Origin of the sequence: Gibbsiella quercinecans (assembly GCF_002291425.1) — a bacterium.
GTDB classification, from domain to species: Bacteria; Pseudomonadota; Gammaproteobacteria; order Enterobacterales; family Enterobacteriaceae; genus Gibbsiella; species Gibbsiella quercinecans.
In genome coordinates this window covers 5,364,393-5,389,126 of sequence record NZ_CP014136.1, presented here as the reverse complement: position 1 = coordinate 5,389,126, position 24,734 = coordinate 5,364,393, and the positions used below count along the sequence as shown (strand labels likewise).

Below are 24,734 nucleotides of genomic sequence, written 5' to 3'. Positions count from 1 at the left end.
TCCCCCCGCTGCCGGGTTAACGCAGGTAAAGCGGGCGATCTACCGTCCCCAGAATGCGGTAGCCAGTTTCCGTCACCACAACGCTCTCGCTGACGCCCACGGTGAATTCGCCGTAGATCCGCAGCGCCGGCGGAATATGGAACGTCATACCTGGCTGCAGCTCGGTGGTGATGCCACTGTAGAGGCTAAGGATCGCGCCTTCGCCCCAGTCGGGCGCGAAAGACACGCCAATCGAGTAGCCCGTGCGCTTCTTGAAGTTATCGGTATAGCCGGCGCGGTCGATCACATGTTGGCAGGCAAGATGCGGATCTTCACAGGTGGCGCCGGGGCGAATGGCGTCAAGCGCCGCCTGTAGGGCTTCCTGGCAGACTTTTTCCATCTCCAGTGCGATGGCCGGCGGTTTGCCCAGCCAGGCGGAGCGCATCATCGCGGCGTGGTAGCGATCGTGAGCGGCGGCCATTTCCAGGAAAATCGGGTCGCCATCGAGCATCTTGCGGCGGCGCCAGGTGCCGTGTGGGACGCCGGTGCGCGGGCCGGAGGAAACCAGCGGCTCCATGCCCATGTATTCCGAACCGGCGGCGATCGCCGCACCCATCATGGCAGCCACCAGATCGTTTTCCGTGGCGCCAGCCCTGATGGCCTCACGCCCGGCCAGCATGCCGGCATCGACATAGCGCGCGGCATAGGCCAATTTTTCCAGCTCGGCGGGGGATTTCACCGCCCGCAGTTGTTCAACCACCCCGGCGCCATCGTGCAGCGTGCCCAGTTCAGCCTGCAAGGTTTCATAGACCGCAATCGGCAGGAACCAGCCGCGCTTGTCGATGCCGATGCGGCGATCGGCCCAGCCGCGCGCTTTGAGCACGTTGAGCAGAAAGCCCACCGGATTATCGCCATCGGTATAAATCGCCGCGTCGCGGATAAAGGTGTTGGCGCTGAAGTTGAAGTATTCCAACTGGCGGATCACAAACACCGGATCGCCCTCGACCGGCAGCACCAGCGCCTGGAACGTGTAATAGCCCGGCGTTTGCTGGCCGGTCAGGTAAAAAATGTTTTCCGGCCCGGTAATGATCATTACGTCCAGCTCGGCCTGGGTCAGCAACTGGCGCGCTTTCTGGACACGCGTTTGGTATTCGCCGGCGCTGAACGCAGATTCCGCCCCGCGGATAATGCGGCCCAAATCCGGTAGCGCGCTGTTTGGTACATCGGTGTGTGGGTTCATGAATTAAACTCCTGAATAAATTGTGCCTGAGCCGGGTCAAAGGCGATCCCCAGCCCGGCGCCGTTTGGGCTGCTGACCAGCCCCTGGGAATAGCGCAGGCCGCTGGCCGGATCGTCAGCGGCGCCGTCGGCGCCATACAGTTCTGCGTAGGCGGGCCGGCAGGCATGCGCCACGTGCAACGCGGCGGATGTGGCGGCGCCGCCCTCATTCATCTGGCCGATCATGAAAGGGATATTGGCCGCCTGCAGGCGCTGCGCAGCGCGCAACACCGGCGCGATGCCGCCCATTTTGACCAGTTTGAGGTGCGCCCAAACCTGCCCGCGCAGCGCGATAATCCGTTCCAGATCGTTTTCGTTGCTCATGCTTTCGTCGAGCATCAGCGGTATCGGGCTGGCGGCGGCCAGCGCGGCGTAGTGGTGCGCATCCTTGTCCGCCAGCGGTTGCTCCAGATAGCTAAGTGAAAAGGGTGCCAGCGCCTGCAGTTTCGCCAGCGCTTCATCCGGGCGCCATTGGCCATTGGCGTCTGCCGACAGGCTAATGTCATCGCCAAAGCGATCGCGCAGCGCGGCAATGCGCTTGAGATCGTGCGTGAAGCTGCCGACGGCGATACGCAGTTTCAACTGGGTAAAGCCGCGTTCCACATAGGCGCGGGCCTGCTGCAACATCTGTTCGTCCGGCGCCCAGAACAGCGTCTGGTTGGTGCTATAGCTGATGGGCAGCGGGTGTTGCGTGCCGATCAACTGCGCTACGCTCAGGCCCTGCTGGCGGGCGAACAGATCGTGCAGGGCGATATCAATCAGCATGCGCGTGGGCGCCAGACAGCCGGCCAACTGGGTTTCCAGCGTCAGCAGCAGGGTGCTGGCGCTTTGGCTGAGATCGAGCCGCCGCAGGGCGCGCATCACATCGCTCAGCACCTGCTCCGGGCTATAGCCATTGAGGTAGGCGATATTGACGCGCACTTCGCCCAGGCCGCAGACACCATCCGCCTCCAGCAGCAGGTAAAGTTCTTCGAGCGCCGTCACGCTGCCGGAGGCGGCGGTATACAGCTGCAGCGCCTGATAATGCACATTGGCGCGGTACAGAGTGGCTTTCACCGGCAACTCCTTAAGGGTTCAACATCGCCAGGGCGACATCGCGGTAGATTTTACTGGCGGCGATAAACTCGCTGACCGGAACGAATTCGTCCGGCTTATGGGCAACCGCCAGCGCGCCGGGGCCGATCACCACGCCCTTGGTTCCCAGGCTGCGGAAATGAACTAAATCGCAGCCGCCCTGGAAGCCGAATGGGCCGGGATCCGGCTGGCCGTGCTTGCGGCAGGCGGCCAGGCCAGCCTGCACGATAGCCTCGTCTGCCGGGGTTTCCGTGGCGCCGCCGGTGGTGGGTTTAAACGTGACTATGTCACTTTTAACGCCGAACTGTTCTTCAGCCAGCGCCAGCAGATCGCGCAGTTCCTGTTCCACCTGCTGTTGGTCTTCCCCCGGTACCAGGCGGCGATCGAGCAGCAGATCGCAACTGTCCGGCAGTACGTTGTCGGCATGGCCGCCGGCAATGCGGGTAACGGTCAGGCTGGCGGCGCCCACCAGCGGGTGGCAGCGGCAGCGCACCTGTTGGTTATGCGCCTGTTCGACCAGCCCCAGCAGTTGCGCAGCGCGAAAAATGGCGTTTTCCCCCAGTTCCGGCGTGCCGGAGTGGGCGGTAACGCCGTGCACCCGCACCAGTGGGCGCAGGCTGCCTTTATGCGCGGAGTAGGTGCTGTTCGAGGTCGGTTCGCCAATCACCGCGTAATCGATTTTCGCCGGCGCTTCGCGCACGTAGAACTTGGCGCCTTCGCTGGCGACTTCTTCATCGGCAACAAAAATGCCCATCAGCGTGCCGCGCCAGCTTTCCCTATTGGCAGCCAGCATCCGCATCGCTTCCAGCATGGCCACCAGCGGCCCTTTGGCGTCACAGGCGCCGCGACCATACAGCTTACCGTCGCGTTCGGTGAGGGTGAACGGATCCTGGCTCCAGCCGTTGCCGGCGGGCACCACGTCGATATGGGTGTTAAAGGCAAAGCACGGCCCGGCGCCGTTTTCCAACCGGGCGATCACATTGGTGCGGCCTGGCGCATATTCGCTGAGCGTCAAATCAAACCCGGCGGCTACCAGCCAGTTGTGAATACATTCTGCGGCTTCACGTTCGCGGCCGGGTGGGTTTTCGGTGTTGATCGCCACCAGGCTGGCGAGATCGCGTTTCATTCGGTCAATATCGGGCGATGGAAGACTCATCGTTAACTCCTGATTCCCTTGGTGTGGCTAAAAAAGATCAATGTAAAATCTGGCTGAGAAAGCGCTGCGCCCGCGGGCTGACATCGCCGCCAAAGAACCTGTCGCTGGGCGCGTTTTCTATAATTTCGCCGTTTTCCATAAACACGATTTGGTTGGCCGCGCGCTTGGCGAAGCCCATCTCGTGGGTGACGACGATGCTGGTCATCCCTTCGGCGCTCAGATCGGCCATCACATCGAGCACTTCGCGGATCATTTCCGGATCCAGCGCCGAAGTGGGTTCGTCAAACAGCATCAGCTTGGGTTTCATCGCCAGCGCGCGGGCGATAGCCACCCGCTGCTGCTGGCCGCCGGAAAGCTCATCCGGAAAGGCGTCGATCTTGTCGGGGATACGCACCTTGCCCAACAGTTCCTGGGCCTGGGCGCGGGCCTGTTCGCGGCTGACGCCCAGCACGGTCATCGGCGCCAACATGATGTTTTCGCCGGCGGTCAGGTGTGAGAACAGTTCGTAGTTCTGGAACACCATGCCGATCTCCTGGCGCAAACGGTGCGGTGAAACACCGGAGCGCACGATGTCCTGTTCGCGAAAGAAAATGCTGCCACCCTCAAAGGGTTCCAGCAGGTTGACGCAACGCAACAGCGTGGATTTGCCGGAGCCGGAAGGGCCGATCAGCACCACGGTTTCCCCCTGGGTAATGTCCAGCGAACAGTTCTTCAAGACGTGCTGGGCGCCAAAGTGCTTTTCGATGCCGATGATTTCGAGTAACGGTTTCTTGCGGGCCATGGGCATCTCCTCAATGTTGTGTGCTGCTGCGCAGCAGACGGTCGGTAAAAGACAACCGTGTTTTTTTGCGTTTTTTAGGATCTAACGCGCGCTCCAGCCAGGCCTGGCCCAGCATGAACAGCGAAGTCAGCGCCAGATAATAAATCCCGGCTGAACACAGGGCTTCGAAGTAACGGAAGTTGGCGCTGGCGGTTTGGTTGGCGATCAGCAGCAGTTCCTGCACCGCGATAACCGAGACCAGGGCACTGGATTTCAGCATGCTGATCATCTGGTTGCCCATCGGCGGCAGTACAATACGCGCCGCCTGCGGCAACACGATCTTGCGCATGATTTGCCCCTGGGTCATGCCCAGCGCCATACCCGCGGTGCGTTGGCCGCTGCGCACCGCCTGCAGGCCGGAGCGCAGGATTTCCGCCATATAGGCGCCTTCATTGAGCGACAGCGCCAGCACCGCGCAGGTGAAGGCCGAAAAACGCAGGCCGAAGGTGGGCAGCACGTTGTAAACGAAAATGATCTGGAACAGCACCGGCGTGCCGCGGAACACCCACAGGTAGAAAAAAGCCAGCAGCGGGCCCGCACGGAAGCGGGCTTCCTGCAACAGGGCCAGGATCAGCCCCATGATGATGCCGAAAAACAGTGAGCACACCGTGATCAACAAGGTCATTAATGCGCCCTGAAAGAACGCAGGCGAAATCAGGTATTGCCAAACAAGATCCAGAGACATGAGTTTTCCTCTCTTTTCAGGGCCGAGCGTTTAAACGGTGGGTCAGAAAATGGCGACGGAATCCGGGAATTGCCATTTCTCAATCAGCGTTTTGTAAGTGCCGTCGGCAACCAACGCCTGCAAGCCGTTTTCCAGCAAGGCTTTCATTTCGCCGTCGCCCTTGCGAATTGCAAAACCAATGTGGGTGCCGGCTTCAAACTCTTCGCCGACGGCTTCGAAGGTGTCGCCTTTCTCGTTAAGCAGGGCTACCGCGCCGGGGGTGGAAAGGTATTCCGCATCGGCCCGTTTTTGCGCCACCGCCACGGCGGAATCGGTGGCGGCCGGGAAGGTCATCACGTTGATCGCCGGCTTGCTGGCGGCCAGGCAGTTCTGGTTGTCTGCGCGTGCCTGGCTCTCTTCGATCCCGCCGAGGGTGACCGCGATGTTCTTACCGCACAGCGATAAATCGCGGCCGGTGATTTTTTCCGGGTTGCCTTTCACCACCACCACGCGGCTGCCGATTTTCAGATAGGGAACAAAATCCACCTGTTCCGCGCGGGTGGGGTTGATGTACATCGCCGAGTTGATGATATCCATGCGTTTGCCTTGCAGCGCTGGGATCAGGCCTTTGAACTCCATGGACAGCGGGGCTGGGGTGAGCGCCACTTTGGCCGCCAGGGCATTGATCAAATCAATATCAAACCCGTTCAGCTTGCCGTCTTTCATGTACTCAAACGGCATGAACGTGGCCGCCGTGCCGTAGGTCAGTTTGCCTTTGCTGACCAGCTGTGGTTCCGCCGCCTGTGCGTGGCCCAGGGCAAAGGCATTCAGGCAGAGCGCCGCCAACGAAGCGGTGGCATAACGGCGCAAAAACGCTTTTTTGGACATGTTGGGTTCCTCGTTCCGGTTATTAAAATTGCTCTTTATGCATCATTAAATACAATTAATGGCGTGCGTCAAGGCTCTTCTTTGGTGCATTAAATGCACGATATTGGGGCTTTATCTGGATTGTATTCACCCTGAAAATCACCTGTGCTATTGTACAATAATCACAATAAATACTTTTTCAGGCGCATTCTTCCATGACCCAGACAGCAACAGCCAGCGGACGGCGACTGGCGAACCAAATCCTTGACGTAATACGTGATGCAAAGTTTGAGCCAGGTCATCACCTGAGGGAGCAACAGCTTGCCGATTTGCTCGGCGTTTCACGCACGCCGGTGCGCTCGGCGCTGAAATTGCTGAGCGAGCTGGGCATTATCGAAGCCCGGCGCAATCAGGGGTTCTTCCTGGTTAAATCCTTTAATGAACTGCACCAGATCAATATTGATATTCCGGTCAGCAGCGATCAGGATTTGTATGAACAGCTGGTGCGCGATCGGATTGCCGGCAAGCTGCCGGATTCACTCACCCAGATTGAGATCGCCCAGCGCTATGATGTGGATCGCAGCGTGATGGCGCGCACGCTGCTGCGCCTGTCGGAAGATGGGCTGATCGCCCGTAACAAAGGGCAGGGTTGGTCATTTTTGCCGACGCTCAATACCGATGTGGCGCTGAGCAACGGCTACGGCTTTCGCCTGATGATTGAGCCGGCCGCGTTGCTTTCGCCGGCGTTTCGGGCGGAACGCAGTGCGCTCAAGCGCCTGCGTTTACAGCATATCTATTTGATTTCCCACCCGGACATTTTGGCCGTCGATGGCCGGCAGATCTTCGACACCGATGCCAGCTTCCATGAGATGCTGGCCGAGTTCAGCGGCAATATCTTTGTGTTGCAGGCGATCCAACAACAAAACCGCCTGCGGCGGTTGCTGGAGTTTGGCAGCTACACCAACAAGCAGCGGGTGCGCGAATGGTGCGAGGAGCATGTGGCCATCATCGACGCCGTGCTGGATAAACGGATGGATGCGGCGGCGGAAATGATGCGCAGCCATTTACAGTCTGCCTACCAGATGGTGTTGAATAAGGTGGGCAAGGCCAGTCAGTAAACGGCCCCGCCCAAATGCCGATCATTTGTCCGCCTGTTGCAGTGATTCTATCACCGCGCTGACTTTCTGAATCGCCAGCTGCGCGGCGCGCGATAGCTGCCGGCGCGGGGCGACGCACAGCGCCAGCGTTAACGGGCGAACCGGCGGCCCCTGTAGAGGGACAAACGCCAGTGCGCCGGTTTCCACTTCGGTGAACACGTCCAGCACGCTAAGCACCGCAATCCCCGCGCCGGCGCGGATCAGGGATTTCATCATGCGGATATCATTGCAGGTCATGCTGGCTGCCGGCGTCATATTGTGGCGTTTATACAGCAGCGCGGTGCGATCGTGCACGATCAGCGGCGCGGCCGGCATCAGGTGGCGGTATTCGCCCAGTTGGCCGATGGAAAGCCGCGGCTGGTCGACCAGCGGGTGCGCCGGCGGCATCACTACGCCGATCGGCATTTCAGAAAACGCGCGCACTTCCAGGCCGGTGCTTTCAATCGGATCGAGCAAAATACCGAAGTCAACGTCGGCATTGGCCACCTGCTCGCCGATCACCTGGCTGTCGTGGATGCCGATATCGAAGGTAAACCACGGGTATTCCCGGGCGATGGCCGCCAGGGCGTCAACCACCGGCCCCTCATTCAGCGCGGCGATCAGCCCAATGCTGACGTGGCCGCGCTTTAACCCTTGCAGTTCATCAAAGCGTTCCCGGGTGCGGCGGTACTCCTTGTTCCAGCGCAGAATATCATCGTAAAGCAGTTCGCCCGCGGTAGTCAGGCGCAGGCCGGAGGGCAGGCGTTCGAACAGCAGGGTTTCCATCATCTCTTCAGCCAGCAGGATCTGGCGGTTAATCGCCGAGGCGGAAACGTGCAGCACTTCCGCCGCTTTGCGCAAACTGCCGGTGCGAGCGACGGCCAAAAAATAGTGTGAAAAACGTGAAAATGGATCCATAGGTTAATGCCCTGTACTAATTTTTGCAGATGATAAGTAAAAAAACTGTTATGGACTGCAACACCTTCGATTATCCACAATGTAAGCACTGATAACAACAGCGCCGGGCATCGCCCAGGCCTGGATATGAAGACAGGTGAATGCAATGACGAAAATTACCCCTCCGCCGCAATGCAGCTTTGAACCCGATGACTGGTTGCGCCTGGCGCAATATTGGCACCCGATCGCCATTTCTTCTGAAGTGACCAACGCACCGCAAAAGGTGACGCTGCTGGATGAACAACTGGTGATCTACCGTGTGAAAGACAATGTGGTGGTCGCACGGGATATCTGCCCGCACCGGGGCGTGCCGCTTAGCCTGTCGACGCACGATAGCGAAGGGATTATCTGCCCGTATCACGGCCTGCGTTTTGGCGAAAACGGCCGCTGCAACCGTGTGCCTTCCAGCCCGGACCAGGCGATCCCCGCCAAGCTGCACTTGCTGACCTTCCCGGTGGCCGAGCGCTATGGGCTGGTGTGGACCTGCCTGGCGCCAGCGGAAGACGAAATGCCGGCGCTGCCGACCATGCCGCACTGGGAAGATGAAGGCTTCCAACAGATCGTATGCCCGACGTTTGATGTTGCCGGCTTTGCCGGGCGCCAGGTCGAAGGCTTCCTGGATGTGGCGCACTTTGCCTGGATCCACACCGAAACCTTTGCCGACCCGGAAAACCAAGTGGTGCCGCCTTACAACCCGGTGGAAACACCATACGGTTTCAGCGTCGACTACTGGAGTACGGTGGGTAACTACCCGGCCAGCTCGGATTACCGCGCGCCCGAAGATTTTAAATGGTTAAGGCATTTTGAAATGCATCTGCCGTTTACCGCCACGCTGACCATTCACTTCCCGGGCGATGCGCGGCTGGTGATCATGAACGCCGCTTGCCCGGTCTCCGCCAGAAAAACCCGGCTGTTCGCGCCGATCGCACGTAACTTTGACCAGCATATTCCGGTGGAAGATGTGCATGCTTTCAACCTGAAGGTGTTTGAAGAAGATCGGTTGATGGTGGAAACCCAGCGCCCGGAACGTTTGCCGCTGGATCTGACGCTGGAGGCCCACATCCCGGCGGACCGCAGTTCGATCGCTTATCGCCGCGGCTTGAAGAAACGGGGCTTTGGCGAGTTTTTCCTGGCATAGGAGGAAGGGGCAATGGATACGCTGAACGTGATTGTCGACGCCTTATCACGGCAAGGCCGCGGCAACATGGCGCTGCGGCTGGTGGCGGAAAACGGCGAGCCGTTGCCCGCCTGGCAGGCAGGGGCGCACATTGATGTGCACCTGCCGCAAGGGATCGTCCGTCAGTTTTCGCTGGCGGGCAATCCGGCACGCTGCGATCATTACCTGCTGTGCGTTAAAAAAGAGGCCGCTTCGCGCGGGGGCTCGCGCTACCTGCATGAAACGCTGCGGCTGGGGCAGCGGTTAACCATCTCGGCGCCGCGCAATGTGTTCCCGCTTGCGCCGGCCGGCCACTATCTGCTGCTGGCCGCCGGCATCGGCATCACGCCGCTGTTGGCGATGGCGGAAGCGCTGGATGCCGCCGGCACCCCGTTTGAGCTGCACTATTATGTGAAACAGCGCGGCGATGTGGCGTTCGCTGAACGGTTGGCGCAGGGGTTCCGGCATGGCCGCTGCACGGTATGGTCAGGCTGCGCCGGCCATAGCCCGCGCAAGGAACTGCCGCCCGGCTTGTATGCCCAGCCGGATGGTGCCCGGCTCTATCTGTGTGGGCCGGCCGATTTTATGGCGCACGTCGCCCGGCAGGCGAGTGACCACGGCTGGCAGCCTGGGCAGATCCACACCGAGGCATTCTGTGCGCCGCAGCCGGTTGCCCCGTCGGCGGATGAAGGGTTCAGCGTAACCTTGCGGTCAAGCGGTGAAAGCTACCGCGTTCCCGCCGAGAAAAGCATTGCCTGCGTGCTGATTGAGAACAACGTGGATGTGCCGCTTTCTTGTGAGATGGGGCTGTGCGGCGCCTGCCTGACGCCGGTGGTTGAAGGCGAGGTGGATCACCGCGACACGGTGCAATCCGACGAGGAAAAAACGGCGGCGCAGCAGCAAATTGCGCTGTGCTGTTCACGCAGCCGCAGCGCGCGGCTGGTGATCGATCTGTAAGGGGTCAGTTTGGATATTGATACCATCCGCAAGGATGGTGGTGAGGAGCAGGCGGGTATCGGGACGGGTAATGTCATTTTTTATATGCGAAAAATGTCGGGTAAACGTCGTCCAGCTGTTTACCTCATCGAGAATTTCCGTGATTTTAGGGCGCGGTAGCATGCTGTAAACCAGCTCTGCCAGCGGTGAAACCTGCGCCGGAACGCTGTTGTCCAGCGGAGAGACTTTTACGCCCCTGTCGGAAATCTCCACATCGGGCAGTTCACCAAGGGCAGCCATGGCATTGACCTCTTCAAGTCTGGACTGAAGCAGGGTCATGCGGCTGGTAATGTATTCATGAAAATCAGCAGATACGGGCAATGGCAGCGCCGATGTGAGTTTGTCAAAGTCCTTTTCGGGAATGAGGTAATCATCAAAATTTTTGTAGCGGCGTGAACCTTTAACCCAGATGTCCCCGGAGCGCAACGCCCCCTTAAGCTCGCTGAGCGCACAATTTTGCTGGTCGAGCAGATAGACCGCCTGACTCGCCTCAGCAACAGCGACTGGATGACGCTGAAAAAGCAGATAGAACAACACGAGCTACGAATTGTCAGCCTGGATGTCCCCACCTCATGGCAGGCGCTGTCAGATAAAGACCCTTCGCAGGCTGACCCGATCACCCGTGCCGTGATAACCGCCATCAACAATATGCTTATCGACCTGATGGCCGCAATGTCGCATAAGGACTGGCTGAGCCGCCGCCAACGGCAAAAACAAGGAATTGAACGTGCGCATACACTGGGAAAATACCGGGGAAAACAGGCCGATCAGGAACGGCATCAGAAAGTCCTGTACTACCGACAGGTCAAGAAACTGAGCATCCGTGAAACGGCAGACGCGACAGGGTACAGCCCCTCCCAGATATGCCGCATTCAGGCACTATACCGGCAATCAGAAACGGGTGATTTGGGTTAAGTTGTGATTGTTGTATGATGCCGGTGAGTATAACTGCTTATATATTGAGGGATTAATGATGGCAAGAGCACTGGCCTGTTTGGGTGATAAAACGAGTTACGGAGAAATTATTTCAGCGACAGCGTCCTGGTTTGAAGGAAGTAAAGCAATAGCCCGGACCGGCGACAAGGCATCATGCCGTAAATGCAACGGGTATTTTGAAATCCTTGCCTCCGCACAGGACTGGGCAGAAGAAGGCAAAGCATTTGCGGCCACAGGTGACAGAGTGCTGTGCCGTTGCCCCGATCACTATGTTTACGGTTCAGCCACGCAGTCTACCAGCACAGGTACTGGATCTCTGACCTCCCGCAATACCAGTCAGTCGCCTGTACCGGCGCAGCAGGCACAGGACTCCAGCGCCCGGAACTGCATCCGTTTCCAATGCGCCGGTGACGACGGCCAGCTAATGGCAGGCTGCCGCTACACCCTGATGTTCCCGGACGGGCGTTCTGAAGCTGGCGTTACTGATGAACACGGGGTTACCGGATGGCATTATGCTGAATCGGCAAACGATATCAGCCTGCATATTCTTACGGACTGAGGAAAACATGTATGTATGACAACAGGTGGAGCGGTGTACACGGTAAAAACTCCGGGCTTGATGGCGATAAAACGTCAACAGGAGCAGTCTGCTATGCCGGAAGTCAGGGCTGGTCAGTAAACGGAAGGCGAAAGCTTTACGTGGGTGATAAAACGTCACCCTGCCCGAAATGCGGACAGACAGGCGTGATTGCCTCAGGCGATCTCCGGCAGACAAACCCACAGGGACGAGCGGTCGCCGTCAATGGTTCACCAGTACGCTGTGGGTGTGCGACCGGAACGAACTTCGTCATTGCAGCAGGAAACCCATCAACGGCAAAAATTGTCAGCGCACAGAGCCAGTCAGTGCAGCAACCTTCTTCACGTAACACCCTTCGTTTTCAGTGTGCAGATGATGACGGCAGACTGATGGTGGATTGTCGGTATGTTCTGATGTTCCCGGACGGTCATACAGAAACGGGGAATACGGATAGCCAGGGGATGACAGAGTGGCATTATGCTGAATCTGCTGAAAATATTAACCTGCATATATTAATGGATTAATTATGGCTGTTTACCACCTCAGTACCCGTATTAACTCTAATGTCCCGGCTGATTCTTTGCTGTATGATCTTTGTATTTATCGTATGGATTCCGAAAGGAATAAATATTCCCTGGTGGATGTGAAACAACAGCCGTTTCTTGGCAATTATGAAACACAGAGTCACATGACCGGAAATATAAATGAGTCACTCTCGATAATTTATATTATGGAAATGAAGCTTTACAGAAAGACCATGTTGCATACGCACTGTGTAACGCCTGTTCCGTTCACTAAGATGTACACTCTTGAAGAATTTGCGTCAGGCAAAGCCTGGTCTCCGGTGAAGCGGGAGAACCCTTGTTATTTTGAGTCAAAAGGGACAATGAAACCTGAGAGTCAGGGGGGCGAAACAAAGCAGATTAAAATCACCATCCCGGAACGTCCATTTATAGCGAAAGAATATCCTATCGGAACGCCGCAGGATCCGTTTGAAAAAAACAAAATTGAATCTGAGATAAACGACAGGTTTTATCATTATTCTTACCCTTATCAGGATAGGGCAAGTGTATGTGGACCTGCTGCATTTTTTTACTGTGTTCAAATGGACCGTCCTGATGTATATGCACAAGCTGCCAGGGAACTATGGCGGTATGGAAAGACTAAAATAGGTGCACTGTCAATCTCCCCTGGCGAAGGGTGTAAACACCCTTCAGGCATGTTTTATACAAGTGGAGGCCAGCCAAGGATCTTAGGACTTGACTGGATGACACTGGCTGGGCTCAGGGATTCAGAGAATACCATGCTGAGCTTTGATGCTCTTGATTCGCCAGTGGCTGGTATCACAATGTGGCAAACACTAACGGAATGGTTTGAAAAGGCCGGTTATGAAAAGGTGTTCAGTAATGTAGGAATCACTCAGGCAGGCGTCCGGGGAATCAGAGATTTAAATAAGTATGTAGAGCAAGGCTATAAAGTCGTGACATTAATAAATGATGGACTGCTTGAAGGTAGTACAAACAACACGACATTACCTACGCACTGGGTTGTATGGGATGGTTCTGTAACACAGGATGATAATGGGTATGTTAATTTAAAGTTATTTTCCTGGGGAAAGTCTGCTAACTGGATTAAACAGAAAAAAGATTTACAATTTTTTATCAATAGATTTTTCGGGGGGATGGTTTTTAAACCATTAAAATAGCCATGAGGATATTTTCTGTTATTTTCATTTCATTTGCAGTATCAGCATGTACTTTACATGCTGATGTTACTCCTGATGGTAATTCACTTAACGATGCTATAGTAGGAACGCCGTATGCCAGTGAAATAAATATAAATGGTGGCGCTGTATCATCTTTAGATTCTAGTGGGAAAGAAAGATTCGTAGGTGAAATAATTCCATCCGATACAGGATTAACTTTAAGGTATTGTAATGATTCTCCTGCTCACAATTGCGTCAGGATTCAGGGAGTACCAGTAAAACCGGGGAGCGTCACCATACGAGTATCAGGCGGATTGTTTGGCACTAATGTAGCGACAGGCGGGGAATTTGATAAAACATATACTATTAAGATCAAAGATTCAGAAGGATCTTTTTAAGATCGTTTAAGTTGTGCGCCGTATCGAGCTTCCCCGGAAGATACAAGAAACCTTTCAGGTAGCGGTTCTCTCGTATCAAAACGGTCAAAAATTAGCCTTAACGTACAATAATTTTCGATATCCAAACTGACCCCTGTAATCAGGCCAGGTATTGCATGCCCGGCAGATTAACGGCCGGTACCTGGCTGTGTAAAAAGTGATACAGCCGGTCAATATTGCCCTTTTTCAGCGTATTTTCCGGCCATACCAGGTAGTAACCGTCGCCCGTGCCGGCCGCTTGCGCCAGGGGCGCAACCAATTGGCCTTGCTCCAGCGCCTGCGCGCATAAAACCAAATCGCCAATGGAGACGCCGTGGCCGCAAATAGCGGCCACGATGCCTTGCTCCAGGCTATCGAAAACTTTGCCCTTATGCATCTCCACCGCCATCTCCCCGCCGGCTTTCTGCAACCAACGGCGCCAATCACGGCGATCCGGCGAAGGATGGATCAGCTCGCAAAAGGGCAGATCCGCTTGCTTTGTTAGCGGGAAAGCGGGCGCACACACTGGAATCAGCCATTCGTCGAACAGCGGCGCGCAAGCGGTGCCGGCACCGAAATCCCCACGCCCAAGCAGGATCGCGCAATCGTACGGTTCACTGAGAAAATCAACCTGATCCACATCCATCCACACGCTGGCGATTTGCACGTTCATCTTTGAGTTAATCTCATTCATCGCCCGCATGCAGTCCAATAGCCAGCGCATGGTTAGCGTCGACGGCGCTTTGAGGCGCACATCGTGATTGTTGCTGCGGAAAGCCTCACAGGCGGTTTCCAGGGTGTGAAAGCCGGCGCGCAATTGCCCGGCCAGCAGTTTGCCGGCCGGGGTGGCCGCCACGTTTGGCCCGCGGCGAATAAACAACCGGCAGCCGAAATACTCTTCCAGCGTTTTGACGTGGCGGCTAACGGCACTGGGCGTGATGGCCAGCGCTTCCGCCGCCAGCGAAAAAGAAGCGTGCCCGGCGGCGCTTTCAAAGGCTCGCAGGGCATAAAGGGGAGGAAGTTTTGCCGGCATGCTGACACCAATTGTGAGTTTTAATCACAGTAGAGCGCACTTTTTTCCGTTTTTCAATCTGCGCGCGCTCCCCGATAATCCGCTTCGCCGGCAGGCTAATGGCCGCCACCCTGCAAACCTTACCGACCAGGAAACGTCATGAACGCCCCATTGTTACTGCTTTATATCGCCTCGATTTTTATGCTGATTATTACCCCCGGCCCGGTGGTGGCGGTGGTGGTGGATACCGCCGCCCGCCATGGGCGCAAACAGGCGTTTTATACCAGCCTGGGTTCGAATATGGCGTCGCTGTGCCTGATTGCCGTAGCAGCGCTGGCTATCGGCGGCACGCTGACCATTAACGCCACGTTGTTTACGCTCATCAGCCTAGCAGGTTGCCTCTATCTGGCCGCCATCGCGTTGCATGCGCTATGGGCTGGCCGGCAGACGATGTTGGATGAGGCACCCGCCGCGCGCTGTACGGATAGGGGCTTTTTGCGCGGTTTTATGGTGGGGATCGCCAACCCGAAAGACATTATTTTCTTCATGGCGTTTTTCCCGCAGTTTATCAACGTTACACGTGCATTCGGCAGCAGTATGGCCGTGCTGTCTGCGGTGTGGGTGACGATGGATTTGCTGATATTAACCGCCTATGTGTTTCTGGTGCGCGGGGCGTTTATGCGCCGCTACCGGCCGGCTATCGGCGTGGTGTCGTCAGCATTTTTACTTATTATCGCGGCTGTGGGGTTTGCCTATACGCTGTTTGCGTGGGTAAGGCTGTGAGGCGGATGTGTCCAGCCTGCATAAACGGCCGGGTTGCCGCCGTTTATGCAGGCTGGGGGCAGGGCTAACGGCGCCCGCGCAGGTTAGTGTTGGACGACCAGACGTAAGTGGCGGTGGCATCTGGCTTGAATTTATTCTTTTTCTTTTCCGCCCGGGCTTTTTTGGCCAGGGCTTCACGTTCACTCATTAACTTATCAATGTAATCGTCTTTGATACGGTTGTTCTCAGCGTTGGTCAGCGGGCGGCCGTGTTTTTTCCTTTCCTGATCGAGCAGTGTTTTAAGCTGACGCTGTTCGCTTTCAGTCATGTCTTTCTGTGTCAATCTGGGCATAGTTTTGGCCTGTTCGCGGAGTTGAGGCTCTTATTATAGAGGAAACGCTTGGTTTTGTTTCCTGCGACTTCGCTTAACCGTCAACTTTCGCCCAGCATCACCGCCACCTGATGGGGTTTGCCGTCATCCACGAGGCGGAATGCCAGCCCCGGTTGCGGCACGCCGTCCACGCTGATTTGGCCTTTGCCGCTGCCTTGCATCAACGTGATGTGGTATTCACTGCCGCCTTCGCGGTAGCTGACGGTGACCTGCGGCCAATGTGCCGGCAGCCGGGTGTTAATCGCCAGCATATCGCCCTGGCGTTTTAGCCCCAGCAGCGATTCCAGGATCAGACGGTACAGCCAGCCGGCGGAGCCGGTGTACCAGCTCCAGCCGCCGCGCCCGGTATGCGGCGGTTCGGAATAGACATCGGCACTGATGACATACGGCTCCACTTTGTAACGTGCAACCGCGCCCTTATCCTGGCTGTGCACGATCGGGTTAATCAGATCCAGCAGTTCCCAGGCCCGTTCGATGTTGCCCATTTCCGCAAAGGCCATCACGGCCCAGATGGCGCCGTGGGTATACTGGCCGCCGTTTTCACGCACGCCGGGCAAATAGCCGCGAATGTAGCCGGGATCTGGGCCTTCACCGTTGAACGGTGGGGTCAGCAGCTTGATCAGCCCTGCGTTGTCATCCACCAGATGTTCGTCCAGCGCTTGCATGGCTACGGCATTGCGCGCGGTGTCTCCGGCGCCGGACAGCACCGCCCAGCTTTGCGCGATCGCATCAATCCGGCACTCGGCCGAATGCTGTGAGCCCAGCGCCGTTCCGTTGTCAAAATAACCGCGCCGGTACCAGGCGCCATCCCAGGCATGGTCAGCAAGGTTTTGCCGCAGTTGATCGGCCTGCCGCCGGCACAGGGCGGCCAAATCGCCGTCGTTGCGCCGCGTAGCCAGGGCGCCGAAGCGTTGCAGAATGTGAAACAGGAAGAAGCCAAGCCACACGCTTTCCCCGCGCCCTTCAAGGCCAACCCGGTTCATGCCGTCATTCCAGTCGCCCGATCCCATCAGCGGCAGGCCGTGCTCACCGAAGCGTAACCCGTGTTTCAGCGCTCTGGCGGCATGTTGATACAGGGTCTCTTTCACCGCGCTTTGCTGTGGCTGTTCGTAGGTGGATTCCTCACCCGGCGGCACCTGCCGGGCCTCCAGGTAAGGGATGGACTCGGCGAGGATCCCGTCGTCGCCGGTGGCGTCCAGATAGTGGCAAACCGCCAGCGGCAGCCAGAGGTAATCATCGGAACAGCGGGTGCGCACGCCGTTGCCCTGCGGCGGGTGCCACCAGTGCAGGACATCGCCTTCGATGAACTGGTGTGAAGCACACAGCACAATCTGTTCGCGCATTCGCTGCGGCAGCACATGGCTCAGCGCCAGAATGTCCTGCAACTGATCGCGGAAGCCAAACGCGCCGCCGGACTGATAATAGCCGCTGCGCGCATAAATTCGGCAGGAGAGCGTTTGATACAGCAACCAGCCGTTGGCCAGCAGATCCACCTGCGGCTGCGGGGTATGAATTTGAACCTTGCCGAGGATATCGCGCCAGGAGGCCTTCACCTGTTCAAGCGCGCTCAGCAGCACATCTTCTTGCAGGTATTGCCGCAGTAACGCTTCTGCCTGCTCGGCGTTACTGCCGATCCCCAGGGCAAACACCACGCTGCGTTGGTCGCCGTCGATAAGCGCCATGGCGGATTGCGCGGCACCGCAAGGATCCAGGCCAGCGCCGGTATTGCCGGAAAGGCGCCGCCGCGTGAGAGCCTCGGGTTTTGCCAGCGTGCCGTTACGGCCGATAAACTCACGCCGATCGCCGGTAATGGAACAATGGGCGCCGCTGACGCCGAAAAACGCGGTGCGTTCGTTGCCATTGCCGCCGTAATGGTTTGTGGCCAGGATCCCGCAGCCGTTCTGCGCGTCGGCACCCCGTGTCGCGATGTGCATAGCTGAATTTTGCCGCAGATCGCCGAGGATGAACTCCATATAGCCCGTCGCGGAAAGCTTACGCGTGCGCCCCGACAGGTTGGTCAGGGTCAGCAAAAACAATTTCACCGGCGCCGCTTTGGCGACAAACACCGTGAGCTGCGAATCGATGCCGTTTTCCCGGTGCTCGAATACGCTGTAGCCAAAGCCGTGGCGGGTGAGATAGCCGCCGTTTCCCCGTGCCGGTAGGGCGGTGGGCGACCAGACATGCCCGTTTTCTTCATCGCGCAGATAGAAGGCTTCGCCGCTGCTGTCGCTGACCGGATCGTTGTTCCACGGGGTTAAGCGGTATTCGTGCGCGTTTTCAAACCAGGTGTAGCTTTGGCCGCTTTCCGATACTACGCTGCCGAAGCCTGGGTTGGCGATCACATTGGCCCACGGCATCGGGGTGGCGGTGTTGGCGCCCAGCGTGATGATGTATTCGCGCCCGTCCGGCGAAAACCCGCCGGTGCCGTTATAAAACTGCAGGTTGCCCACTGCAGGCAGCGGTGGGCGGGGCAACTCTTGCGGCAGAGGGGCCACGGTCGGTAACCGGGTCAAGGCTGAAACCAGCGCCAGCGAGCGCTGCTGCGCGGGCGAAACCTGCAGGCGCTGCTGGAGTTGCGCCGCCAGTTCACCCTGGCGATCGTCCAGGTAGATGCGTGCAACGCTCAGCAGCAGCGTGCGATCTTCCGCGGCCAAATGCTCGCTGGAACGCACAAAGATGCCGCCGGCGCGCTGCGCATGCGCGGTGGCGACACCCGCCGAGATCAGCGCCATGATTTCATTTTGCAAATCCTGCCGGTAACCGCCTGCTGTCTCGTTAATGATCACCAGATCCACTTGCAGGCCCTTCATCTGCCAATAGCTATGTGCCTGTATGAGCTGTTGAACCAGCGCAATGTTTTCGCTGTTGGTCACCGTTAATAACACGATCGGCAGATCGCCCGAGATCGCGTGCCCCCACAGGCCGGACTGCCCACGGCGGTTACGGCTGATATCGCTCTGCACCGCACGCATTTCCGGGCCAGGGAAAATGACCGCGCCGGCAAGGCGGTTGTACAGGTTGGCTTCATCCTCATTGATGTTCAATTGGCGCAGCACCACCTGGCTGTGTGACCAGGCCAGCTCAAAGACGCGATCGGCCAAGTGGCGATCGCGGTATTTCTCCAGCATGCCCAGGCCGCCAGCGCGGCTCTCACTGACGCCATAAAAAATATCCAGCGTAACCGGGATGTTCGGCTCAAGCAGAACGCGCTGGCGAATGGCGATGACGGGATCGAGCACAGCCCCGGCGCTGTTGGACAGCGGCCCATTTTGCTGGAGGGCCTGCGGATTGGCGGCGGTGCGCCCGCGGCCGATGAATTTGGCGCGATCGGTTTCGAACGAGACGCCGCCGCGCGGTTGTTGCACCGTCATCATGTGCAGCAACCACGGGGATTGTTCATGAGGTTCGCGTGGGCGGCGGTGGCACAAAATCGCATCCTGTTCGGCCAGCAACTCGGTTTGCACAAACAGATTGCTGAATGCCGGGTGGGCCAGATCGTTGTTAGCCGGCGCCAGCACCACTTCGGCATAGCTGGTCACTTCGATCAGCCGGGGCTGTTTGCCGTGATTGACCAGCGTTACGCGCCGCAGTTCAATATCGTCCTCCGGCGATACCACCACCTGAGTTTTCACCGCCAGGGTGCCCAGCGTGCGCTGGAATTTGGCGCCGGCATCGTTAAACACGGCGTAATCGCCTTGCGACACGCCGCCGAGCGGCTGCCAGGTGTTGCTCCAGGTTTCGCCGGTTTGCGGATCCTTGAGGTAACAAAATGCGCCCCAGTTATCGCAGGTGGCATCTTCCCGCCAACGCGTCAGCGCCAGGTTCTGCCAATAGCGGTAGCTGCCGCCGGTTTGGGTCAACATCAGGCGGTAATTGGCGTTGGCCAGCAGTTGCACTTCGGGGATGAGCGAATCCAGATGGGTGAATTCACGCGCTGACACGCTTGCCGGTTCCCGCAGCCCGTCGTTCGCCTCGAATTGGCGGCGGTTGCCGTACAGCTCTATCGCATCAGGCACGCGTTCTTGCAGCAACAGGCGCGCCGACTGGAATACCGGCGAGCTGGCAAAACGGTCCACCATCGGGGCGTTCAGCAACAGGTGTGAGAATGCAAGCAGGCTCATGCCCTGGTGGTGGGCCATATAGGAACGCACCACCACAAAGGATTGGCCGTGGCTAAGGCGGGAAGGGGTATAGTCCAGCGCCTCGTAAAAACCGTAGCGCCCGCGTGCGCCGTGGCTCTCCAGCGTAACCAGGTTGCGGTATGCGCGCCTGGCATCCACCATCAGCGCCATCACGGTGGCATAGGGCGCCACTACCATATCGTCGCTCAGCCCGCGCCTTAACCCCAGGCCCGGTACGCCAAACGCGTGGTATTGGTAATTTTGCTGTGCGTCGAAGCCAAAGTAACCTGATTCAGAAACGCCCCAGGGCACCCGGTTTTTTTTGCCCCAGTCAATGTGCCATTGCACGGCGGTGCGGCACATTTGCGCCAGCAGCGAGCCGGGATACGCCGGCATCACCAGTTGCGGCATCAGGTATTCAAACATTGAACCGCTCCACGACATCAGCGCGGGCTGGCGATCGAGCACGGTGAACAACCGCCCGAGCGCATACCAACTGCGCTGCGGGATCTGGTTGGTGGCGATGGCAACGTAGTTGGTTAAGCGGATTTCAGAGGCCAGCAAATCGTATTTGCCGCTGTCCGGCCGGTTTTGCTCGCAGTTAAAACCGATGGTCAGCAGGTGGGTGGCTTGGTTATAGAGGAAGCCGAAATCCATTTGCGCCATCTGCGCCAGCTTTTGCTCCAGCGCCGCCAGGCGTTGCAGACAGCTTTTGGCCAGCATGCCGGCCTGTATCAGATACGCCTGTTGCTCGACGGAAAGCACCAGCCCCTGCGGCGGGGCGGCTAACCAGGCCAGGCTGGGCAGCGGTTCCTGGTGTGTATCTTCGCCGTCGAGCCAGCTATACCATTGTGGCCATGCCTGGCAAAGCGCCTGTAATTCGTGATCCAGCGCATTGGCCCAGTGGTGGATGGCGGCAGGCTGTTCCTGGGCGGCCTTTTTGAGCTCTGCGCCGTCATGGCGCATGGCTTCCAGCAACGCCATCAGCGTGCCGGGAGGCGTTTGCAGGGCCACGGCCAAACGCTGGCGTAGCGCCGGCAAGGCCTTGGGCGCGCTGCTGCCCCAGTGTTGCTCCAGCAGGCCCAGCGTGTCTGACAGGCCGTTGAGCATCCGCTGCGGATCGATGGCTGGCTGCTCGCGCAGCGCGGGCAAGCCGGCGCGCAGCGTCAGCAGGTGGCCCGCTAGGTTACCGCTGTCGACGCTGGAAATGTAACGCGGCGACAGCGGCTCTAAGGTGCGGGTGTCATACCAGTTGTAAAGATGGCCGCGATAGTGCTCCAGCCCGCTGACGGTGGCCAACGTACGTTCAATACGCTGGATCGCCGCCGCCAGGGTGAGATAGCCGAAATCGTAGGCGGTCAGATCCGCTAATAGCGCCAGGCCGATATTGGTTGGCGAGGTTCGGTGGGCGATTTTGGTCGCCGGCATTTCCTGCACGTTATCCGGCGGTAGCCAATTCTCTTCTGCGGTGACAAAGGTGGCGAAAAAGTCCCAGGTTTCACGGCTGAGCCGGCGCAGGACGGTGCGCTGCGCCAGGCTCAGCGGGATAGCAGGACGCAGCGGCGGCCGGCTGAGAAGGCAAAACAGCAGGGGTGCTAGCGCCCATAGCAGCGCCAGCGGCAAGATCAGCGCCAGCAATGGCCCGTGATACAGGACGCCGGCCACCAGGAGCAGGGCCGCTGCCAGCGGGTTCGCCCACATGACGCGGTAGAAATTGGCGGCGGTGATGCGGTTAAGGTTGATGCTGTGCGCATAGCTGGCCCACTCTTGCAGATTGTGTTTACTCACCCCCATTCGCCACAGGGTAATGGCAATGGCCCGCAGGCTATACCAGGCCTGATGGGGCAATACGGCCAGCGTTAACACCAACTGGAGCAGATTGCTCCCGACACTCTTGACGGTCAGCCACAGGTGGCGGGCCAACGGGCGATAAGATGGTTTTCGCAGGCCATCCTGCAGCAAGCTGAGTAGCGCCGGCAGTAGCGGTGGGAGCAGGAATGCCATGAGCCAATAACCGTTGATCGGCAGCCAGACGGCGCTGAAAAACAGTAGCGTCATCAGGCTGGGCGCAACCATGCTGCGGCGCAGATTATCGAACAGCTTCCAGCGCGACAGCATGCTCAGCCGGTTTTTCACGTACACGCCGCTTGCCGTTTTTATCGATGGGCGCAGCCAGTGCAGCAGTTGCCAGTCCCCGCGGATCCAGCGGGTGCGGCGCACCACATCCACTAAATAACTGCTGGGATATTGCTCATACAGCAACACGTCGCTGATTAACCCCGCGCGGGCATAGCAGCCCTCCAGCAGATCGTGGCTCAAAATGACGTTGTCCGGGCACACATCGCGCAGCGCCCGCGCGTAAACGTCAACGTCATAGATGCCTTTGCCGATGAACGAACCTTCGCCGAACAGATCTTGATAAATATCGGAAGACGCCAGCGTATAAGGATCGTTCCCCGGGGTGGCGCTGCTCAGGGCGGCATAGCGGCTTTGGCCATAGCGCGGGATTTCCTCCGCCATGCGGGGCTGGAGGATGGCATAGCCATCAACCACACGCCGGCTGGCTTCGTCATAGCGCGGCTGATTGAGCGGGTGCGCCATAGCGGCGATCAGTTGGTGGGCCATATCGCGTGGCAACACGGTATCGCTGTCTAACGTAATGACATATTTGACGTTTTTCAGCACTTCCAGCCCAAAGCCGATCTGGGTTGAAAAGTCATTGCCACGGTTGCGCAGCCAGTCGTTAAGCGCATTCAGCTTGCCGCGCTTGCGCTCATACCCCATCCAGACCTGCTGCATGTCATTCCATTGGCGCGAGCGGTTGAATAAAAAGAAGTGGCTGGCGGCCTGGCCGGGATAACGGGCGTTAAGCGATTCAATATGATGAACCGCATAATTGAGCAATGCGTCATCGTCGGCACGCTGTTGCTGCGGGGCATCGGTAAAATCAGTCAACAGCGCAAAGTGCAGGTGGGCCATGTCATTGCCCAGATAGCACACTTCCAGAGTATTAATCAGTTGGTCGATGGCGCTTTTACTGCTAAGCAGCGTTGGCACAGCGATCAACGTACGGCATTCAGCAGGGATGCCGGCAGAGAAGTCCAGACGCGGGAGTGACTGCGGCGCACGACTATGCCCGGTGATATTGCCAAGCGCGTTGAGAAACAGCTGGCTGAACACGATAATCAACGGCACGGTCAGCAGCAGTAGCCACAGATAACTGATGCCGGCGGCATGGCCCTGGCTAAGCAGTTCGGCGCAGCTGGCGGTGGTGAGCAGGCTGAGACTGCCCAACCAGGCCAGCAGCGGCATTTGGCTAAAGGCGTGGCGGACACGGGTGACAACGCCAAGCGTCACCCCCAGCCGCTGTTCCAGCGCTTTGCGGCCTTGGGCGATCAGGTAGTAGCCAACGTGTTCGCTGCGTTGCGGGGCATCAGGCGTTTGCGCCGCCTGTTGCGCCATATCCAACGTTTGCCTAGCTATTTCTATTTCGCTATAGGGGCAGTGGCGCGCCAGTATTTCTATTACATGGCGGTAGCGATCCCGGGTATTAAAGTGCATCCGGCCATAAATCCCGGTGGGATCTTTTTGCAGGATGCGTTCCACCTGGCTTAGCGTTTCAACGAACTCCGGCCAGTCCATCTCGCTCAGTTGGCGCAGCCCAGTGATGCTGTTACTCACCGACAGTTGATTGGCCGCCAACTGCTGATTAAAACGGTGCACCAGTTCGCTGGAGGTCAGTTTGACTTCCGTAAGCCGTTGCTCAACCCAGGTGAGCGGCAGTGCCAGCATGGTGCCGTGCCCTTGCAGGCGGCGCACCAGTTCGGCAACGAAGGCGCTGGTGCGCGGCGGGTTGGAACGGGCCATATCGGCGATCACCACGATCAGGTTGGCGGGATCGTTGGCGGCGGCTTCCTGCATTTTGGTCACCCAGCTATCCGCCAGGTTACGCTCCTGCTGTATCTGCGCCACTTCCACTGCCACCCGGCGAAGATTTTCCAGCAGCGCCAACCGCAGCATGCCGGGGAGCGCCCATAGCTCGCCCAGCTTCAGGCTGGTTTCTTTCTGGTATGCGGCGATATAGCGCGCCAGGTTCTCGGCGTCCCAACGGCCATCGCCGTGCGCTATCGCTTCGGTGGCGATATCGTATATCCGTGGGCAGCCATGCGGTGGGGCGAGCTGCGGCAAACCACGGCCAAAGTTTTTCGGCAAATGTTGCCTGACCGCCCTGATCTGCTCTTCGATAATGTAAAAGTTATCCAGCAGCCAGTTGCCGGCCGGCGTCATATTGGCTTTGTTGCACTGGCTGAGGGTTTGGCAACTGTCAACCAGCACCCGCTCGTTATCGTTCAGACGCTGGAGCAGATAGTAAGGGGTTTTATGCGTGGTCAGCTTATGCGAACGGGCCAACCGCTGGCCGTGGCGCTCCATTTGGTCGACGGAAAATAGCTCGGCCTGAATGGCATCGGCGCTCGTTTCCCGTGTAGCTTGATGGGCCTTTGCCAGCGCTTTTTTCTGGCGAAATATGTTCAGCCAGTTGATGCGTTTTTCTTTCACGAATTAACACCTGTATCTGACCCAAAGGACAGCCGGTTATCACCGTTGGGAGATCGTGAACATCTTGATATCACAGCCAATTCATTTTGGCGGGAGAGGGCCGTCGGATACGTGGTTTTTTATATTTTTATTTTTAGGTTGAACGCAATAATTTGCGGCTCAACCATCATGCTG

General features: G+C 58.0%; 18 protein-coding genes and 2 pseudogenes. 9 read left to right on the top strand and 11 right to left on the bottom strand.

Features of this window, described 5'->3' with window-relative positions; all coding sequences use genetic code 11:
* Positions 1-16: 16 nt before the first annotated feature.
* From ACN28Q_RS24485 to ACN28Q_RS24460, 6 genes are read right to left on the bottom strand one after another with little or no spacing between them, the layout of a single operon-like run.
* On the bottom strand, positions 17-1,219 hold the full coding sequence (locus ACN28Q_RS24485; protein WP_095848717.1) for a M24 family metallopeptidase: 1,203 nt from the start codon (positions 1,217-1,219) through the stop codon (positions 17-19).
* Entirely contained in the window at positions 1,216-2,313 is a 1,098-nt protein-coding gene (locus tag ACN28Q_RS24480) for a mandelate racemase/muconate lactonizing enzyme family protein (RefSeq protein WP_095848716.1), read from the bottom strand. The genes ACN28Q_RS24485 and ACN28Q_RS24480 overlap by 4 nt, the downstream gene beginning before the upstream one ends.
* 10 nt (positions 2,314-2,323) lie before the next feature.
* Positions 2,324-3,487 carry a M20 family metallopeptidase gene (locus ACN28Q_RS24475; protein ID WP_183096713.1) on the bottom strand — a complete coding sequence of 388 codons (1,164 nt, stop codon included), beginning with the start codon at positions 3,485-3,487 and terminating at the stop codon, positions 2,324-2,326.
* Positions 3,488-3,524: 37 nt separating this feature from the next.
* Complete coding sequence (locus tag ACN28Q_RS24470) at positions 3,525-4,268, bottom strand: amino acid ABC transporter ATP-binding protein (RefSeq protein ID WP_095848714.1); 744 nt, start codon at positions 4,266-4,268, stop codon at positions 3,525-3,527.
* 10 nt (positions 4,269-4,278) lie between these two features.
* The gene (locus ACN28Q_RS24465; RefSeq protein WP_095848713.1) at positions 4,279-4,992 is read right to left on the bottom strand and encodes an amino acid ABC transporter permease; all 714 of its coding nucleotides are present in this window, start codon (positions 4,990-4,992) and stop codon (positions 4,279-4,281) included.
* 42 nt (positions 4,993-5,034) lie between these two features.
* Complete coding sequence (locus tag ACN28Q_RS24460; RefSeq protein ID WP_095848712.1) at positions 5,035-5,859, bottom strand: ABC transporter substrate-binding protein; 825 nt, start codon at positions 5,857-5,859, stop codon at positions 5,035-5,037.
* A gap of 194 nt (positions 5,860-6,053) precedes the next feature.
* Between ACN28Q_RS24460 and ACN28Q_RS24455 the strand changes: the two genes are divergently transcribed.
* Positions 6,054-6,956 carry a GntR family transcriptional regulator gene (locus tag ACN28Q_RS24455; protein WP_095848711.1) on the top strand — a complete coding sequence of 301 codons (903 nt, stop codon included), beginning with the start codon at positions 6,054-6,056 and terminating at the stop codon, positions 6,954-6,956.
* A gap of 21 nt (positions 6,957-6,977) precedes the next feature.
* Here the strand turns inward: ACN28Q_RS24455 and ACN28Q_RS24450 are convergent, their stop codons facing one another.
* Complete coding sequence (locus tag ACN28Q_RS24450; RefSeq protein ID WP_095848710.1) at positions 6,978-7,892, bottom strand: LysR family transcriptional regulator; 915 nt, start codon at positions 7,890-7,892, stop codon at positions 6,978-6,980.
* A 145-nt stretch (positions 7,893-8,037) separates the two neighbouring features.
* On the opposite strand from ACN28Q_RS24450, the gene ACN28Q_RS24445 reads away from it, so the two are divergent.
* Both ACN28Q_RS24445 and ACN28Q_RS24440 read left to right on the top strand, forming a co-directional pair.
* Positions 8,038-9,069, top strand: a complete 1,032-nt coding sequence (locus tag ACN28Q_RS24445; RefSeq protein ID WP_095848709.1) for an aromatic ring-hydroxylating oxygenase subunit alpha — start codon at positions 8,038-8,040, stop codon at positions 9,067-9,069.
* A 12-nt stretch (positions 9,070-9,081) separates the two neighbouring features.
* The gene (locus ACN28Q_RS24440; RefSeq protein WP_095848708.1) at positions 9,082-10,044 is read left to right on the top strand and encodes a PDR/VanB family oxidoreductase; all 963 of its coding nucleotides are present in this window, start codon (positions 9,082-9,084) and stop codon (positions 10,042-10,044) included.
* Between the two features lie 12 nt (positions 10,045-10,056).
* Here the strand turns inward: ACN28Q_RS24440 and ACN28Q_RS24435 are convergent.
* Positions 10,057-10,536, bottom strand: a pseudogene (locus ACN28Q_RS24435) (Tn3 family transposase); the annotation flags it as partial.
* On the opposite strand from ACN28Q_RS24435, the pseudogene ACN28Q_RS24430 reads away from it, so the two are divergent.
* The 5 genes and pseudogenes from ACN28Q_RS24430 to ACN28Q_RS24410 form a co-directional block, all read left to right on the top strand.
* Positions 10,537-10,998: pseudogene (locus tag ACN28Q_RS24430) on the top strand (recombinase family protein); the annotation flags it as partial.
* 55 nt (positions 10,999-11,053) lie between these two features.
* Positions 11,054-11,578 (top strand): PAAR domain-containing protein, encoded by a 525-nt coding sequence (locus tag ACN28Q_RS24425; RefSeq protein ID WP_230469552.1) that lies wholly within the window; start codon positions 11,054-11,056, stop codon positions 11,576-11,578.
* A gap of 11 nt (positions 11,579-11,589) precedes the next feature.
* Positions 11,590-12,120, top strand: coding sequence for a PAAR domain-containing protein (locus ACN28Q_RS24420; protein ID WP_095848707.1), 531 nt, complete (start codon positions 11,590-11,592; stop codon positions 12,118-12,120).
* Between the two features lie 2 nt (positions 12,121-12,122).
* Positions 12,123-13,301: a hypothetical protein gene (locus tag ACN28Q_RS24415; RefSeq protein ID WP_095848706.1), complete on the top strand. Its 1,179-nt coding sequence runs from the start codon at positions 12,123-12,125 to the stop codon at positions 13,299-13,301.
* Between the two features lie 2 nt (positions 13,302-13,303).
* Complete coding sequence (locus tag ACN28Q_RS24410; protein ID WP_095848705.1) at positions 13,304-13,699, top strand: hypothetical protein; 396 nt, start codon at positions 13,304-13,306, stop codon at positions 13,697-13,699.
* Positions 13,700-13,838: 139 nt separating this feature from the next.
* Here ACN28Q_RS24410 and ACN28Q_RS24405 read toward each other — a convergent pair whose 3' ends face one another.
* On the bottom strand, positions 13,839-14,750 hold the full coding sequence (locus ACN28Q_RS24405; protein WP_095848704.1) for a LysR substrate-binding domain-containing protein: 912 nt from the start codon (positions 14,748-14,750) through the stop codon (positions 13,839-13,841).
* A 138-nt stretch (positions 14,751-14,888) separates the two neighbouring features.
* Here ACN28Q_RS24405 and ACN28Q_RS24400 point away from each other — a divergent pair, with 138 nt between their 5' ends.
* Positions 14,889-15,512 carry a LysE family translocator gene (locus ACN28Q_RS24400; protein WP_095848703.1) on the top strand — a complete coding sequence of 208 codons (624 nt, stop codon included), beginning with the start codon at positions 14,889-14,891 and terminating at the stop codon, positions 15,510-15,512.
* Positions 15,513-15,576: 64 nt separating this feature from the next.
* Here the strand turns inward: ACN28Q_RS24400 and ACN28Q_RS24395 are convergent, their stop codons facing one another.
* On the bottom strand, positions 15,577-15,843 hold the full coding sequence (locus ACN28Q_RS24395; RefSeq protein WP_095848702.1) for a YjbD family protein: 267 nt from the start codon (positions 15,841-15,843) through the stop codon (positions 15,577-15,579).
* Positions 15,844-15,923: 80 nt separating this feature from the next.
* Positions 15,924-24,560, bottom strand: coding sequence for a GH36-type glycosyl hydrolase domain-containing protein (locus ACN28Q_RS24390; RefSeq protein ID WP_095848701.1), 8,637 nt, complete (start codon positions 24,558-24,560; stop codon positions 15,924-15,926).
* Between the last annotated feature and the right edge of the window lie 174 nt (positions 24,561-24,734).